The sequence below is a fragment of the Paenibacillus sp. Y301 genome (assembly GCF_059445505.1).
The window spans coordinates 251,643-268,211 of record NZ_JCAIUL010000004.1 but is presented as its reverse complement, the minus strand read 5'-3'; the positions used below and the strand labels follow the sequence as shown (position 1 = coordinate 268,211).

General features: G+C 39.8%; 13 protein-coding genes and 1 pseudogene. 3 read left to right on the top strand and 11 right to left on the bottom strand.

Features of this window, described 5'->3' with window-relative positions; genetic code table 11:
• Positions 1 to 65 precede the first annotated feature (65 nt).
• The 5 genes from AC1D69_RS09715 to AC1D69_RS09695 all read right to left on the bottom strand — a co-directional run bounded on the left by AC1D69_RS09715 (position 66) and on the right by AC1D69_RS09695 (position 6,746).
• Positions 66 to 890 (bottom strand): carbohydrate ABC transporter permease, encoded by an 825-nt coding sequence (locus AC1D69_RS09715; protein ID WP_495455938.1) that lies wholly within the window; start codon positions 888 to 890, stop codon positions 66 to 68.
• Positions 883 to 1,779, bottom strand: a complete 897-nt coding sequence (locus AC1D69_RS09710) for a carbohydrate ABC transporter permease (RefSeq protein WP_495455937.1) — start codon at positions 1,777 to 1,779, stop codon at positions 883 to 885. Before AC1D69_RS09710 ends, AC1D69_RS09715 begins: the two co-directional genes overlap by 8 nt.
• 132 nt (positions 1,780 to 1,911) lie before the next feature.
• Entirely contained in the window at positions 1,912 to 3,207 is a 1,296-nt protein-coding gene (locus tag AC1D69_RS09705) for an ABC transporter substrate-binding protein (RefSeq protein WP_495455936.1), read from the bottom strand.
• A gap of 186 nt (positions 3,208 to 3,393) precedes the next feature.
• Positions 3,394 to 5,160, bottom strand: coding sequence for a cache domain-containing sensor histidine kinase (locus AC1D69_RS09700; RefSeq protein WP_495455935.1), 1,767 nt, complete (start codon positions 5,158 to 5,160; stop codon positions 3,394 to 3,396).
• A gap of 5 nt (positions 5,161 to 5,165) precedes the next feature.
• Positions 5,166 to 6,746, bottom strand: a complete 1,581-nt coding sequence (locus tag AC1D69_RS09695) for a response regulator transcription factor (RefSeq protein WP_495455934.1) — start codon at positions 6,744 to 6,746, stop codon at positions 5,166 to 5,168.
• Positions 6,747 to 7,119: 373 nt separating this feature from the next.
• Between AC1D69_RS09695 and AC1D69_RS09690 the strand changes: the two genes are divergently transcribed.
• Entirely contained in the window at positions 7,120 to 7,935 is an 816-nt protein-coding gene (locus AC1D69_RS09690) for an undecaprenyl-diphosphate phosphatase (protein WP_495455933.1), read from the top strand.
• Positions 7,936 to 8,089: 154 nt separating this feature from the next.
• Here the strand turns inward: AC1D69_RS09690 and AC1D69_RS09685 are convergent, their stop codons facing one another.
• The 5 genes from AC1D69_RS09685 to AC1D69_RS09665 all read right to left on the bottom strand — a co-directional run bounded on the left by AC1D69_RS09685 (position 8,090) and on the right by AC1D69_RS09665 (position 13,628).
• Positions 8,090 to 9,574 carry a methyl-accepting chemotaxis protein gene (locus AC1D69_RS09685; RefSeq protein ID WP_495455932.1) on the bottom strand — a complete coding sequence of 495 codons (1,485 nt, stop codon included), beginning with the start codon at positions 9,572 to 9,574 and terminating at the stop codon, positions 8,090 to 8,092.
• Positions 9,575 to 9,610: 36 nt separating this feature from the next.
• Positions 9,611 to 10,180 (bottom strand): GNAT family N-acetyltransferase, encoded by a 570-nt coding sequence (locus AC1D69_RS09680; protein WP_495455931.1) that lies wholly within the window; start codon positions 10,178 to 10,180, stop codon positions 9,611 to 9,613.
• A 305-nt stretch (positions 10,181 to 10,485) separates the two neighbouring features.
• The gene (locus AC1D69_RS09675) at positions 10,486 to 11,736 is read right to left on the bottom strand and encodes a stalk domain-containing protein (RefSeq protein ID WP_495455930.1); all 1,251 of its coding nucleotides are present in this window, start codon (positions 11,734 to 11,736) and stop codon (positions 10,486 to 10,488) included.
• A gap of 223 nt (positions 11,737 to 11,959) precedes the next feature.
• On the bottom strand, positions 11,960 to 13,060 hold the full coding sequence (locus AC1D69_RS09670) for a DUF4179 domain-containing protein (RefSeq protein ID WP_495455929.1): 1,101 nt from the start codon (positions 13,058 to 13,060) through the stop codon (positions 11,960 to 11,962).
• 34 nt (positions 13,061 to 13,094) lie between these two features.
• Positions 13,095 to 13,628 (bottom strand): sigma-70 family RNA polymerase sigma factor, encoded by a 534-nt coding sequence (locus tag AC1D69_RS09665; protein WP_495456068.1) that lies wholly within the window; start codon positions 13,626 to 13,628, stop codon positions 13,095 to 13,097.
• A 206-nt stretch (positions 13,629 to 13,834) separates the two neighbouring features.
• On the opposite strand from AC1D69_RS09665, the gene AC1D69_RS09660 reads away from it, so the two are divergent.
• Both AC1D69_RS09660 and AC1D69_RS09655 read left to right on the top strand, forming a co-directional pair.
• Complete coding sequence (locus AC1D69_RS09660) at positions 13,835 to 15,454, top strand: S-layer homology domain-containing protein (protein ID WP_495455928.1); 1,620 nt, start codon at positions 13,835 to 13,837, stop codon at positions 15,452 to 15,454.
• 263 nt (positions 15,455 to 15,717) lie between these two features.
• A pseudogene (locus tag AC1D69_RS09655) lies at positions 15,718 to 16,092 on the top strand (stalk domain-containing protein); the annotation flags it as partial.
• A gap of 151 nt (positions 16,093 to 16,243) precedes the next feature.
• Here AC1D69_RS09655 and AC1D69_RS09650 read toward each other — a convergent pair.
• Entirely contained in the window at positions 16,244 to 16,552 is a 309-nt protein-coding gene (locus AC1D69_RS09650) for a hypothetical protein (RefSeq protein WP_495455927.1), read from the bottom strand.
• Between the last annotated feature and the right edge of the window lie 17 nt (positions 16,553 to 16,569).

The window sequence follows — 16,569 nt, the reverse complement described above, 5'->3', positions numbered from 1 at the left end:
CACAAGAACAATACGCTCCCCAGCTTATGAATAGCCGGGGAGCGTATCTATGAATTAACCATTCTCTATTTAACCGAGCCCGTCATACCCGCTACGAAATGCTTCTGCAATAGGAAGAAGACTAACGCCGTAGGTAACGTAGCAATCACAATGGCCATCATAATCACACCATAATCCGGTGCATAACCCGCACCCAGATTCGAGATTAAGAGTGGCATCGTCTTCTTCTCTGGTGTCTGCAATACAATTAATGGCCACAAGTAACTGTTCCAACTCCCCATGAACGTAATAATACCAGCCGCAGCATACGTTGTTTTCATCGTCGGCATGAAAATTCTGATGAAGATCCCAATCTCACTCAGACCATCCATTCTACCCGCTTCAAGCATTTCCTTCGGAAACATTTTGGTACTCTGCCGGAAGAAGAAAATCAGGAAAGCTGTCGTTGCGGTTGGTACAATAACAGCCGATACCGTATTAATCCCGATTCCAGGCAGAAACCGTGATATATCTGCGAATAATCGATATAAAGGGACCATTAGTGCTGCAAATGGAATCATCATCGACAGTAGCAAAGTATTAAATACAGCATCTCTTGTCTTATTTCTAAATATTTCGAATCCATACCCTGCGAGTGATGCAATTATCATCGCCAATACCGTAGTGACGATAGCAATGACAGCCGAGTTATATAATGCCTGCAACAACTCTGTTGAATCCATCAATTTCCTTAGATTATCCATGAAAAAATTACCCGGAAGCAACTTCCCCTTCGTTACGTCAACAGACGGATTCGTTGCACTAATGATCATCCATAGAAATGGGAATATCGAGACGAAAGAAATAACACTCAGAAATAGATATATTATCACTCTTTTCATTTTAGCCATTTTTCTCACCTGCCACTTTGAACTGAATGAAGGCTAATACAATAATCATAATTACGATGGAGTAAGATACGGTTGCGGCATACCCAAAGTCCGCAGCATATTTAAAGGACAGATTATAGATGTAGTGAGAAATACTCATTGTGGCATTCCCTGGTCCACCCTTCGTGATATTCACGATTTCATCAAAGAGTTGAAGCGTGCCAATCGTTGATGTGATGGATGTAAACAAGATAATGGGCTTCAATAGAGGTACTGTGATTTTGAAAAATTGTTGTATGGATGATGCACCATCTATTCTTGCTGCTTCATAAATAGAGTTATCAATGTTCTGTAGGGATGATAAGTAAAAAATCATGTTATACCCTGTCCAGCGCCAGGTAATCGCAATGATGATCGTGACCTTAGCCCAGAATGGATCCGTGATCCACTCGATCGGCTGACTTATCAAATGAATATTCAAGAGCAAGGAGTTCACCAAGCCATCTCCTGCAAATAAATACTTAAATATAATCGAGTACGCAACGAGAGATGTGACACATGGAAGGAATATCGCTGTGCGGAAGAACCCTCTGAATTTGAGATTGCTATCATTTAAAAACACCGAAATAATCATAGCTAGAATAATCATCAAAGGTACCTGTATGATCAAATAAATGAACGTGTTCTTCACAGCTGTACGAAACGTAATGTCACTGAACAATCGAATATAGTTATCTAAGCCTGTGAATGTTAAATTAGCTCCAGTACCTGTCTTGAAAGACAGTATGAGCGATTGAACCATGGGGTAGAAATAAAAGACAACGATCATAACCACAGATATTAGAATAAATGACCACCCTGTGATTCCATTTCTTCGATCTAAGCTTAAGTGTGACTTCCCTTGCTTCATACCGTCCCACTCCTCTGCTGGATGTCATATTAAATAGAACCTTAAAGGATGAACCGTTCTCCTCCAATCTTTCATTTTAGGCGAAGGAGCCGTTCAACCCTCAAGGCTCTAGGTTTATGGTGAAACTATAATTTATCTAATTTGTGTCTCTGCTTGGCTCTGTGCATCCTTAAGAACACTATCAATATCCTTACCGTTCAAATAATTCTGCATTTCAACGATCAGAATATCTTCAATGGCATACGTGTGCATGCCATAATTCACATTCGGAATTTTTTCAGTCCAAGTCGCGAAGTCAGCATATACCTTTTGTCCTGAGAAGAATTCATCTGGCTGTGCATACGCCTCTCCTGTAGATGCGGCTTTAAACGTACTTACAACCCCGATATCTTTAAGTAAATTTTGATACATTTCTACATTACTACCGAATGTGGAAGCTAAGAAATCTGTTGCCGTCTCTGCTCCTGGCACATTCATAACGTACCATGAGCTTCCACCAAGGTTAGAGGCATTCACAGAGTCTGCATTGCCTGGAAGCGCAGGGAACGGAGCGACTGCCCATTTACCAGACTGTGAAGCTTCTTGTTTAATCGAAGGTGTAATCCAATTTCCTATAGGAACTGTAGCTACCGTTCCTTTATTAAGAGCTGCAATAAATTGACTCCAATCCGAGTGGATATTGACAATATCAGCTTCCATCATTTTTTTATAAATCGTGAATGCTTCCTTCAATGCCACATTTGTAGCAATATCCGGTGTCTTACCATCATCAGCCAAATACCATGATCCTGCGGTTTGAATCATTGAACGAATCAGCCCTAGGTCATTCGGATCCAACGTAATCAATTTATTACCTGTTTTATCTTTAACCGCTTTACCGATCTCAATATATTGATCCCAATTCAGGTTATTCATATCTTCTGCTTTATAACCTGCTTGCTCTAAATAGTCCGTTCTGTAATACAATCCCGTTGCACCTGAGTCAAAAGGAACACCATATTGCTTGCCATTCAGACTTGTTGGCCCTAGCTTGTAATCAGCGAAATCCTCAGGCTTAATGCTGTCTCCTAACTCATGGAATGCATCCGGGTAAGCACTAAGGAAACCCTGAGCACGATAATCTTCAATTAGGACGATATTCGGAAGTCCGCTCGTCGTACCCGAGTTCAGTCCCGTATTCAATTTCTGAATAATGTCCGCTTGCGCATACTCGATGACATTTACCTTCACATCAGGATTTGTAGCACTGTACACTTTCTTGGCAGCTTCAAGCGCTGCAATGTTAAAGGCCGGGTCCCATGCCCATACTGTGATTTCATCACTTTTCCCAGCTGCTTCACCACTACCTGTGTTTGCTTCATCTGATTTCGAGGAACATGCACTTAGCATCAGTACACTTGCCAGTAGAACAGCACCTAACTTCTTCACTTCATCAACCCCCGTTGAGTTTTTTTGGATGACAGTTATTGAAAGCGGTTGCTTTCTGTAAAAACATCTTACCTTGTCTCCAGAATCGACTGTTAGGAATATCTTTACGATCACTTGTCATATTTTCGTCACATTGTAACCGCTTTCCTAGATGATTTGTATTATCTTTGGTTTCTAATACTTTTTTTATATTTTGATCAACGGTAACTTCATTTTCACCCTTGTTCCTTCTCCAGTTTCACTGACAATGGTGACTCCATACTCTTCTCCATATAACAGCCTAATCCGATCATGAACATTCCTGATTCCTATCCCACTAAATAGTTGTCGACTGCGCTTTGAATGAACAAGACTATTCTCAGGAGGAAGATCCTTGATCCCATCCCCACTATCCACTACCTCACAATAAAGAGCCTGTGTATCATTGGACACTAATACATGAATGTAGCCGCTAGGTTTTATGTTAAATCCATGGAAGAATGCATTCTCGATAAAAGGCTGGATAATCAGCTTCGGAACGTGATAATCCATACTCAAGGGTGCAACGAAGTAGCTCACCTTAATCCGGTCTCCATAACGAGCATGATTAATAAACACATAGTGTTTCAATATTTCGAGCTCTTGCTCCACCGTAATCGTCTCATTAACATTGCTGATCGTATTTTGGAGCACTGATATTAATGAATGAATGGTTTCCGTCGCTTTCCCCTTACTCCCTTGTTGTACTAATGTTTTGACGGATGCTAACGTATTGTACAGAAAATGGGGGTTAATCTGCCTTTGCAAAGCTGCCAATTCTGCATTCCGTTGCCCTTTTTGCGTCTCCACCAGCTTGTCCACGTACTCATGTAGTTCATCAAGCATATAGTTAAAAGCCTGACCGAGTTCTCTTATTTCATACCCCCCGGTCACGGTAATATGATTACCAAATTCATTGCGCGTCACATTACTCATCTGTTGAACAAGTGTCGTTAGTGATTTACTAATCTGTCTAGTCATGAGAAATACGATCAGTAATGCCATGCTTACAATAACAATACAAATCAACGTTAATGTCCTCACATCAATCATTTGCCCAAGAGCCATTTCTTTATCAATAGCATTCACAATATAGAAGTCATACGTGGGGAGATTATCTGATATCACAATACTGTCCTTGCCCTGTACACTTATATTGATGTAATCTGATGGATCTTTAGCCAATTTCTCTGCATATTTCAACAGTTCCTTACTCTGATATCCAATCCGATCTTCTCGATTGCTTGATACAATAACGCCATCCTTATTAAGGATGAACACGTCATTCCCATTGCTCGTAAAACTATCAAATACTTGACCGAAGTCTCGTTCCTTCATAGCAATATATATCGTTCCATAGATGTAACCTGTTGACCGATCCAATAATGCCTTGGATGCAACAATGATTTGCTCTCCCTTACCATTCAACTGTTTGTAATCTTGATACATCAATCGCTTAGGTTCTTTATGACTATTTAATGTAAGTGGATGCCGCTTCAGCTCTTTATCATCCATCGGCAAATAAGAGCGATCGGTTGAGTACACTCGACCGTTCACTCCTGTAATCGTGATTCCAACCTCATATGCTTCCAAATTAGATTGAAGTTTCTTCATCTGTTCTGTCATGCTGAAATACGACTTCGCTGTGCTTATGGAATTCGTATTGCCTTCCGTTAAGAAGTTCTTCATCGCCCCGCTCTGATTCGCGTTAGTCACTACCGTTACGACAGAATCATGGTAGGATTCAAATCCCGTCTTAATCTGATTAAGCACTTTCGTATTCGTAATGCTAAATGTCTGCATAAACAACTCCGTCGACATATGGATGATGGTCCATGATATCGCTATAGCGACAGCAATAATGCTGACAACCATGATCATGAACATTTTGGTAAACAGCTTTACGTTTTTAATTCTATCTAATATAATCCTCATGGATTTCACTTCTCTTGCTTCTTATATTTTTTGCGACGATAAGCACTTGGAGAATCCCCGGTAAACTTCTTGAATACTTTACAAAAGTAACTGTGATCGGAATAGCCTACTCTACCACTAATTTCAGAAATAGTGATGGTACCGTCATTTAATAGTTCTATCGCTTTTTCAATTCGAATTCTGTTTATATATTCACTGAAACCTTCCTTCATATGCGCTGAGAAGTAACTCGATAAATAAGACATATTGAAATGGAAATGCTTAGATAACTCCGCCAGAGTTAGCTGTTCCGCATAGTTCTCATGCATGTAATCAAGTAGCTGCTGTAGCCGATGGCTGTCTTTATCTTTAAGATCTGCCGATACGACCATAAGCGTCACTTTGTCTAGAAAGGACTGTAACAATGCAACCGCATCTCTCGCATATTTTGCTTCATCCATCTTTTTGAAATAACTATATTTCTCCTCTTCCAGAAGCGCCGTGTCTATCTTCGTACTATCTAGTAACGTGATAATCACAAAAATAATATTACTCAGAAATGACTTGAACTCGAACACATCGTTCTTATACTGACCTGCCAGTACCTCAACATGCTCCTGCAAATATTTAAAAGCTATATCTGTATGCTTGCGCTTCAGCTCATCCGTGAAATGATTCATACTAAACTTGATATCTATCTTTGGAATACTAGGTAACTCACTTCCGATAATAAGTGCCCGATCTGGTAAAAAGAATGCATAATCCATCATTTTCAAGAAGGATTCACGGTATATGTTCCCTAATTGATTGATATCTCGGAACTCATCTCCAATAACCCAGCACACTTCTGAATCTTGCTGATCTATTGCTGTTATCATGGCTCTTACCCTTTCTGCGACATGTGCCAATCCCGATTGCCCGAAGTTGAACAACACAATAAACATGGTAGGTTCCGTTTCAATCAGCTGATAACACACATTATTTGAAGATATATAGCGAGCTACTTCCTTTAGTAAATTAGACTTAACGAAAGAAAGCTCATTCTGATCCTGGTGGGGTATATATTTCAACGAACATCCACACAAGCAAAAGCTGTCCCAGGGCAATGTGTCATGAATGATACTTGCATCAATATCCGTCTCATAACCAGAGATAAGCTTATCTATCATGCTGTCTAGGGAAGGACTGAAGCTACCGGAAGACCGATTTCTTCCATTCATTGAAGGTATTTTATCAGCGGTGGTCCTAAGCACATGAAGTAATCCCTCCGTTTCAAGCGTAGGCTTCAATACATAGTCAGCTACACCATTCTGAAAGGTAGATTTAACATACTCAAATTCACTAAAGCTACTTAGCACTATAATTTCGATATCAGGAAATGCAGACTTTAACTTCCGAACGAATTCTTCTCCATCCATCACAGGCATAACGATATCAGTAATGACAATGTGAGGCTTCAACAAGCTCACCATTTCCAGTGCTTCCTTACCATTGCCTGCTTCTCCTACCATTTGGAACCCTTCTGATTCCCAATTCAGAAGATGTTTGATTCCCTGTCTTACTAAATATTCATCATCTACAATCAGTACTTTACACAGATCGTTCAAACATATCCCTCCTGTATAGGTGTTTAGGATGCAATTAGGTATATTACATCATATCGTCGTTACTTTATATAGCGCTTTCAATAGTAGATCATGTGTTAATCTCGTTTGTTTACTTCTAATTTAATTCATATTCTACTGATTCAGAACTCACTTGGATACGTATATCATTATATTTCACGAAAAAAAGAACCCTACAGATCAAGTCACCAATCCGGAGAGTTTATCGCGACTAATAGGGCTATTTTTGACACAATTACATATTCATTTTATGATAAGTTCATATGATCTACTCAATAGCCATTATATTCTCCCATCCATATGTCAGCGGAATGCTTCTTCAACAATCTACATAAATGAGGTGCTTTAACAAATTATGAATGATATCTTCACGTTACTGAAGTATGCCTTCTTGGGCCTGGTACAAGGTATAACCGAACCTATTCCTGTTTCCTCCAGTGCTCATGTCATTATTGTGCAACATCTTTTCGGATTAGAAATTGAAGGTCTAGGGTTTGAGGTTCTCGTCAACTTTGCTTCCTTGTTAGCCATACTACTTATCTATAAGAATGATTTAATAGAGTTAATTAAACACGCCTGGTTATACGTCACCAAGAAAGAAGAACAATTCAAAAAGGATTTCCACTTCATTCTATATCTTATCATTGCCACTATCCCTGCGGGATTGATTGGATTCCTGTTCAATGACCTGATCTCTGATGTCTTCAAAGGGATGCTGACCATTGCGATCTCCCTCATGATTACAGGTATTGCACTTTGGTTAATCCGTAATCTACGTGGACGAAAGAATGAGGCCGGGCTCCGACTTAAAGATGCTATCATTATTGGATTTGCTCAAGTGATTGCCTTAATTCCTGGCATTAGTCGGTCCGGTTCTACCATTGTGGCGGGGATGGGACTGGGACTCAAGCAATCGACTGCCCTTAAGTTCTCATTCTTCCTCTACATTCCTATCAGTATAGGCAGTATGATTCTCGAAGGATCCAATCTTATTCATGATCCAGAAATAGGGACGTTAGCTCTACCCTACTTACTAGCTTTCATCTGCTCGTTAGTGACTTCCTACTTCTCCATGAAGTGGTTCATGGGAATTATGGAACGCGGTCAACTGAAGTATTTCTCTTGGTATTGCTTCCTATTGAGTGCATTCATCTTACTATTTATGCTATAAACTATACATGGCATTAAAAAGGGGCTGTCCCATAAGTCAAAAATGACTAGGGGCACCCCATTAGTTTTTTATAGGAGAAAGTTAGATGTTCTGAAAGGACCTCCGCGGACGGACCGTTTCTCCAATCGCTGTGGTCCAAATCCTCTTTCATGTTCTAATGCTTAGAGACGAGATGCTTCAATTCTGATATCAGTTGATCCAGCTTCCCGTAATCTTCAACAATCGTATTTATTTTATGATCTTGTGTCTCCATACTTCCATACATTTCTTGCACAGCTGCCATGTTCTGCTCCGTTGTTGAAGCAATATTCGTCATATCATCAGATATTCCACTCTGCTGTATATGAAGACGGTTCGCAGAATCGCTAGCAATGTCGGAATGGATCTTCACTCGATCCGTGTTCTCATGGATACGCTGAATGAGTTGGCGAACCTCTCGCGACACCTCACTGCTCGCTATTACGCCCTCCTGTCCACGCTGCACCTGATCATCAACCGCGTTGATCTGTTTACGTATTCCAGATAGAATCTCTTCAATTTCATTTGCAGCATTGCGGGAACTATCAGCTAGCTTACGAACTTCACCCGACACAACCGCGAATCCTTTACCATGTTCACCTGCACGTGCAGCTTCAATCGCTGCATTAAGTGCTAGTAGATTCGTCTGCTCCGAAATCCCACTGATGGATCCAACAATCGTGCTGATCCGTTCATTCTCCTTATTCAGAACCTTCATGATCTCCACAGTATGATCGATAATTCCTCTTACACTTTCAACTTCTGATGATAAGACTTCCATCTGTGTACTACTCTGCTCCGTCAATGCGGCATTATCTTCAGAGTACTGTTGCAACTGGGTTGTTCCATCCATCAATTCTTTCACATTATCTTTAATGATCTGCGTCGTCTCACTAATATTCATGACATTGCCCGTCTGTTTCTCAATGGCTATTGCCATCTCTGAGAAGGTTACCGTGACCTCTTTCGAAATATCCCCTGTAACACGAACGTTCTCTTGTTGTCTCTCACTGAACTCATTCAACATTAGGATAGAACCTTTTAGCTTATCAAGTAACGCATCCGCCGTATTCTTAGCTACAAGCGTATCCTCTTGTTCTTTGAGCACCTGACGTTGCAACTTTTGACTGAATTTAGCTGAGAAGGCAAGAGCCGCCGTAGCAAAAGCAAGATACAAATAGATATAGACTAAGGATTCACCTGGAAACAACTGCTCTCGTAATGAAGGTTCTAAGAAGAGATATGTACTTACAGCTGCACCTAGAATACCCGTGAAGATAATTGGCTTATGATCTTGATATAACGTCATCATTGCTAAATTAACATAGACTAAGAAATATGTACTAATAATAGGATTGGGATCTGAGATAATTAAAAAGAGTACGATTAAGGTGATTATACTCGCTACAAAATATTTTATGTATGATGCCCCAATTTGACGATAGGTCAAAAAAGTTGCCCCAGCACAGGCAACTCCCCCCAAAACTGCAAGCATTAGAATCATTTGAATATCAAGCCCGATTGCGAGATCCGTCACGATACCAAGCGCTAACATTCCCCATAAAATTTTAATAAACAAGCGATTACGTTTATCAAGTTCTGAAATGATCACTCTTTCCATAAAATATCCCTACCTTCAGCTTAATGTTAAATTAACTTATCTAGTTGTTAGCCGCATATCCTCCAATCTCTGTGAATAATTTTTAATCCATGAATACTCTTCTTTATTAGTGTACATCTCCTCTATATCGATAATAACGGGGACAACATAATCACCCTTATAAAATACTTTATCTCCAACCTTCTCGAAGGGTACTTGGAACGAAATACGGAGGGCTCGCAAAAATATAGGCTCCATCATCGCCACATAATATTTTATTTTCTTTCTCTCGCCATAAAGAACAGAACCTGCTAGAAGATCATCAATAAAATGTCCTCGATATTGATTAAGCACCGCAATCTTATCAATTTCAGCCACGGTACCCTCTTCTGCCTGACTAATTTTCGGATGATCGGCAAAAGGTGCAGACTGATTGATTATACCTTCGCGGATATTATAAGGTTTAATTTCCGACGTACCCACATAGTTCCCTTCCTTCGAAATAACCACAAATCTTTCTAGCACCTGCTCGGAGAACTCAAGCTCAAACCCCTTCTCAAGCCAAACGGTAGTCCAAATACTATTAAAGCGAGCTAAATCCAATTCGGTTTCCACAACTTTAAACATAACCTTTTCTACTCCCTCTCTCTACAGAATCTACGATAATTCATCCTGAATGAATGAAATATATATATATTCATATCGGAATAAGATGGTAAAAAATGTAGGTATTGTTATGTTTTTATACTGTAGAATGGGTTTATTTGTAAACAAAAAGTACCCATTATTAATATATTTCCGTACAAATAAGACCCCAATAAATTCCTCTCTAACAAGGAAATCATCTCAACAATACAATAAAGTCCCGTTAGATCGGATGTGATCTATCGGGACTTTTTATTTTATCTACTTATAATCTTCACACCAATCCACTACAACTCCACGGATGTCTTCATTTCATTCCAAGCAGCTTGTCCTATAATGCCAATCCGCCAGATTGCAATTCCCTTGAGATCATACCGCTTAGCGAGTCCAATCTTGGCATTAACGGATTGCGCGTTCTCACTACCTAAAGATATGCCTAGAATCAGCTTGTCCTTATCCACTTCTTTTAAAGCTAAAGTAATGGCTTCATCTACTTTCCCAAGTGGCTCTGGACTTTTCTCATCTTCAAAGGCATATCCCATAATGATCAGGTCATCCGCAAGACTACTGAGCGTTTTATAATCATATCCCGTATAAGAACTATTTAATGGATGAAGGACAATACTCAATTTAAGACCCGCTTGAGAAGTCTTCGCGGCTAGCTTCTTAATAAATGCATTGTAGTCTGCACGTGCTTTCGCTTTATCTCCACTCCAACCTAATCCCTCTAAATCAAGGACTACTCCTTTAAACCCCTTCTGAGAGGCGGTATCTACAATACCCGTAATCGTCTGATTCTGAAGTGCCATGTCTTCTAAGTTTTTGGTAAGTTCCAACCCACCATCAACGGAGTAAACCATCAAATATGGTGTTGTCCCCTGCTGGTCCGTTTCTTGGATAATAGATTCAGGTGTTACCGCCCCTGCGGCCTGAGGCCATCTATATTCCTTACCCTCTGTTGTAAACAGTCCATCTTTGTCAATTCTGCTCCATCCAAATGCAACAGAATCGAAAGAAGAAACCATCGACCGCTCGTCAAAAGAGGATAATGCATAAAATCCCATCGTATATATATCTTCTTTCGGTGATGTAATAGATACCGTCTTCGTCGCCTGATCCCATGCAACAATCGCACCAAACTGACTACTGAAGAAGCTTAATGGAATCATTGTACTTCCGCTGATCGTCTGTGGAGAAGCTATCAACTTCACAACCTGACCATTGACGCTCGCATTCTTGCTTCCCATTGTCAGTACGACTTGTTTGGTGCCCTCTGCATCTGGCTTAGTCGCTGTAATCTCCTGTTTAGCTTGATTCCATCCCACTGTAACACCTAGCGCTTCAGATATAGCCCGAAAAGGCACCATTGTCGTCCCCTTGATAACCGCTGGCTGTACAGGAAATGGAAATGGATATCCGTCTAACATAATACTAACCTTAGGAGTCGCAGCTGCCGCCTCACTTACAGTTGAATTCATAGCAGCCATACCGCTCATAGCAATAGCCGAGCACAATAATAGTTGAGCCATTCCTTTCATTATATGTCTCCTTTTCTATGAAAAATAAAATAGACTTACTCTTACTAGATACTTCGTATCTGCCCCTCTCATACTACCTCAATATGGTAGAGTTATCTATAATATGAATATCTTATATGGAAATAAATAAGTACAAAAGCAAAGACTTCGTGAGCTTGAGTACGCTACGAAGCCTTTGTTTATTCTAGTATCATGACCCGATGAAACATAATGATGTCTTTGATCATTCTACAATATAAATTTTCATTTCTAATTCTTTGACATACTCCTTAATTGGCCAACCCTCCTTATCTAGCAAGAATTCACCGGCATTTTTATCCTTGTATACGTTTGTATATGGCTTAATTGTGAAAAAGGTAGAAGTTGTGCTTAACGGCTCATATAAGAGATCTGTATATGCGTAACCGCCTTGACCACTTAATTCTTTTAATTCATTTCCTTGATCATCATATACATCGTAGCTCAATGACAACATGCTGGAACCAACATACGTATATTTTTTAGGTATTTTTCGAGAAGTGCCATCTAGAACAAATGCTAATCTTGTTGCCACAGGACTAAGTTCCACCTTTTTCAGAGTTATGGTTACATAGTCATGTGATTTAGTCACATCTGGTGTCAACACGATACTGTTCTTCAACGTATTCTTCACGGGAATATTAATGATATACGGTGTATTAATCCCTTCCAACGTTATCTCTAGTGTTAATTCAAATTCAGATGGGAGGGGCGAATAATCTGGACCTTGGTTTGATAAAAAATCAATAATAACAGAATTATGATCAGCGCCGCCTTTCATATTAAATCCACTACCATAAGTCTTTCCGTCTATGGATATGTTAGTGTCTTTCAATGTGCCCTTTGTGCCTTCAGGCTCAAAGATAACGATATCCTCTGGAGTAACATAGTTTCCTATAAGATAGCTAGTTATGCCTTGTGCCTCCCGTTGAACAGCAATGGATACGCGATTTCCATCATACATCACTTGAGGTACGCTTAAGGTCACACCATCATGTGTATCACTGAGATTAACTTTTGTGACCAGACCCTTTTCCTCGGCGGCTTGCAGTCCCAAATCCCCTGCTAGCTTGAATATGCCGCTTACCAGTGGTATTTGTTTCAGAGAATCTGCCATAGCAGGAGATACAAATCCACTTCCAATAACGCAAATGCCCATAATTAATGCCGCTGAAATAACAAGAAGTGTGCTACGAACTACCTTTTGTTTACCTGACTTCATAACGGTATGTAACGGTATATCGTCTAACGATGCGTATATTTCATCCTGCCGTATTCGTATGAGATCAGGGAGTTGTTGAGGCATCTCCCTATTTCCCCTTTTCAATTCCATATCCAGATTAAATGGGCTCACAGATCATCTTCCTTTCAAGGGAATTTTGATACCATTCCGCTAAAATACCTCGTGCTCGATGAAGACGCGTTTTTATGGCACCTTCGGAAATCTCCAGAATACTTGCGATTTGCTTAATCGGCATGTCCTGATAATAATACAAGGTAATAACAATTCGTAGCGATGCGTCCAGGTGATCAACTGCCACCTGAAGGTCGACCTTATCATAGTTCTCGAAGTACCTCGGAGGTAAGTAAGATACTTCTTGAGGATCTGCCACAGTTAATTCCTGCTTCCGGAGTAACTGGTTGCATTCGTTAATCAGAATTCGAATGACCCATGTTTTGAAAAACTTAGGCTGTTTGAGGGTGGATAGCGCCTTGTATGCCTTCAATGTAGTCTCCTGAAATACATCAGCACAGTCCTCATCCCGTTTGACAATGGACTTAGCCAATCCATACAGGTCTAGTTCTATACTTCTAAATAATCGGATAAAGGCCTCTTTATCTCCGCGCTGGGCTTTCTTTACCTCTAGTTCCATTTGCACACGAATGTTCCTCCCCTTTTTTTATCCTTTATAAGATTAGATGGATAAGATGTATGAAAAGTTATATTTTAGGAAAATATTTTTTTGTGGAAGTTATTGATTATCTTTGGTCCACTGAACAAAGGTTAATTTAAATATAATTTTTACCGATATAAAACCATATCCAATATTTGAAACAGATAACGAAAAGGGGTAACGAATTGAAACCAACATCAAGAATACTTACGTTTTTGTTCTTAGGTCTTATGATTTCTACGATGAAGTATGAGACCGTTCATGGGCAAGATGTGCAGCAAAGTGTCACGCAAAGAACGAAAGAAACCATTATTCAGAAGTATCAACAATATTTGCCGCTTAAACAAAGTTCAGCTTATATGAATTCGAACACGATATTTGAGAATGTTCCTAAATATACCGCTCCTTACGCAGAGGGGAAATTGAAAAAGGATATTATATTAGATGGCATCCACGCGGTGAATTGGGCTAGGTATTTAGCAGGAGTTCCAGATGATATTGAGCCGAATTGGAGCTTAGAGCAACAAGAACAAGCCGCTGCTCTTGTAAATGCCCTCAATGGAGGATTAAGTCATAGCCCTTCCCAACCCAAGGGTATGACTCAATCTCTATTTAATGCTGGCTACAAAGGTGCTGGCTCTAGTAATCTATCTTACGGACGTCTTTCATTATATGATACTGTCCTGTTCGGTTATATGTCAGATAATTCAGCAAGTAACATTAATCGCGTAGGACATCGAAGATGGGTAATCAATCCTTCTATGACAACAACCATGTTCGGTTATGTATTTAAAGATGAGAAAACTAAGTCGCCTTTCAGTTCCATGTACGCTTTTGATCAAACACGCGCGAAGGATCAAGTCACCTATGATTATATTAGTTGGCCTTCTGCTGGCTACTTCCCAGATGACGTATTTGCTACCAAGGATCCATGGTCCGTATCTCTAAATGTATCTAAATATGATAATAAGCGTACAAAAAATGTCCGTGTCGTTCTCACAAGAATCTCAGACAATAAGACTTGGAATTTCAGTTCTAGTGATAACGATACAAACGGTAAATACTTTAATGTCGAAACGTCAGGTTACGGCATACCCTACTGCATTATTTTTAGACCTAATGATATTAAAGATTGGAAAGAAGACGATCGGTTCAAAGTAGATATTCGAGGAATTTACAATATTTCTGGGCAAGAAACCAGCCTTTCCTATGAAACCACATTTTTCAAAAATGTACATGATATAAAGGAAGTAACCACTACGGAGCAAGTCAGTGCATGGGCGATAAGTGATTACACGAAAGCTAAGAACAATGGGATTATCGACAGTCGTTACGACAGAAATTATCAACAACCTATTACTAGACAGACCTTCACAGTAGCCGGGTTAAAAGTATACGAGCATGTGCTAGGGAAACAAACTGGAACGGTAAACAATCCCTTTAAAGATGTACAAGAACAACAAATCGCTTATGCCTACCAATTAGGCCTAATCAAAGGGACATCGTCAAATACCTTCTCTCCTCAAAAAACGTTAACCCGACAAGAAGCCGCAACCATCTTAGTTACGATTTATGAACAAGTCAACAAGATCAAACAGTCTAATAAGGCGACTCTTGCGGTAGCTAACCCTTTTAAAGATGATGCAAAGATCAGCGCATGGGCCAAAGAGAATGTCTATAAAGCCGTAAATCTAGGACTCATGAGTGGACTAAGTAATCAACTGTTTGGGCCTTCCCAGCAAATTACGCATGAACAAGCCTATGTGACTCTTCAGAGACTCTTGGAGAAGCTAGAAACAGAGTAATCAACATAAAGGTGGCCTTTCGTTATATCAGAGAGGTCACTTCTTTTTAATTAGGTAACCTTTTATTGGTTTTAAAGTCTTATTACTTACAGGCGACATGAAAATTAACGAACTACAACGAAGACACCTGACCAAACCCCATTAGAAAAGAGGGTCAAAGAGGTGAAGTTACTACGTTATTTCTCTTTACTTAGCGTTTCAATTTGTGCATTTTCAACTTTCGGGTTGCATTCCGTTAGCGCCGGGATGGTGATGGAGAACCGAAACAGCTGGATACGGTAAGCGTAATCATAGACGATACACTTATGGTACCCGCACGATTTATCTCCGAAGTGTTTGGAATTAAAGTTAGTTATAACCAAACAACAAACGTTGTTCAGCTAACGGATCCAAGAATCCTTAGCTCAGAAAGGCTTACACCCATTGATGAAATGCAAAATATAAATGAATCCTTTAACGACTTGATCGTACCTACAAATGTGATATTTTCTACTCATCCCACAGACGACGACAATAATAAACTAATGATAGAAGTATTCAATCACTCTTCTCAAACCGTGGACAAAGGCCGCTTAAATAGTAATGTTCTCTTCTTCGCAAGTAAATCAAACATATCTTTTATCGGTAAACACCATTGATGATGAGCCCATTCGTTATGTATTTTGCAATTATTTTGTAACACGTTGAGTACCGTTGTGTGGTTATTCCTATCAATAAACAAAGACAAAGAGGAGCTACTCCGCTGAAGTAAGCTCCTCTTCTATATTTAAAGTCTTTCAATGAAATAGATTACTCCCCCAACACATCTGCTCTTAATTCGCTTGCAACTTCCGTCATGATGGGAATCACTGCTTCATTCGTGCCGGAAACATATATATCTCCCTGATAGTGTCTGAATGGGATCTTAGTATCATTGTAGCTCCACATGAAGAAATCCCCTTCAATGGACATGCTTGTAGCTCCTGTCACGGTAAACACAGGGGTATATTCAAAATCCGGTTTAGACGCAAAATACTGTTTACACTCGTGTAAGGATATGGTCTGTTCTGAAATGCCATTCTCCTGAAGTGATCTTGTAATTCGATAGCGTTGACTCATTGTAATGCCTCCAATGT

Bases quoted from the DNA above. Each gene is read 5' to 3' on its own strand.
- AC1D69_RS09715 (WP_495455938.1), bottom strand. From the start codon at position 890: ATGGCTAAAATGAAAAGAGTGATAATATATCTATTTCTGAGTGTTATT.
- AC1D69_RS09710 (WP_495455937.1), bottom strand. From the start codon at position 1,779: ATGAAGCAAGGGAAGTCACACTTAAGCTTAGATCGAAGAAATGGAATC.
- AC1D69_RS09700 (WP_495455935.1), bottom strand. From the start codon at position 5,160: ATGAGGATTATATTAGATAGAATTAAAAACGTAAAGCTGTTTACCAAA.
- AC1D69_RS09690 (WP_495455933.1), top strand. From the start codon at position 7,120: ATGAATGATATCTTCACGTTACTGAAGTATGCCTTCTTGGGCCTGGTA.
- AC1D69_RS09685 (WP_495455932.1), bottom strand. From the start codon at position 9,574: ATGGAAAGAGTGATCATTTCAGAACTTGATAAACGTAATCGCTTGTTT.
- AC1D69_RS09680 (WP_495455931.1), bottom strand. From the start codon at position 10,180: ATGTTTAAAGTTGTGGAAACCGAATTGGATTTAGCTCGCTTTAATAGT.
- AC1D69_RS09675 (WP_495455930.1), bottom strand. From the start codon at position 11,736: ATGAAAGGAATGGCTCAACTATTATTGTGCTCGGCTATTGCTATGAGC.
- AC1D69_RS09670 (WP_495455929.1), bottom strand. From the start codon at position 13,060: ATGCCTCAACAACTCCCTGATCTCATACGAATACGGCAGGATGAAATA.
- AC1D69_RS09665 (WP_495456068.1), bottom strand. From the start codon at position 13,628: ATGGAACTAGAGGTAAAGAAAGCCCAGCGCGGAGATAAAGAGGCCTTT.
- AC1D69_RS09650 (WP_495455927.1), bottom strand. From the start codon at position 16,552: ATGAGTCAACGCTATCGAATTACAAGATCACTTCAGGAGAATGGCATT.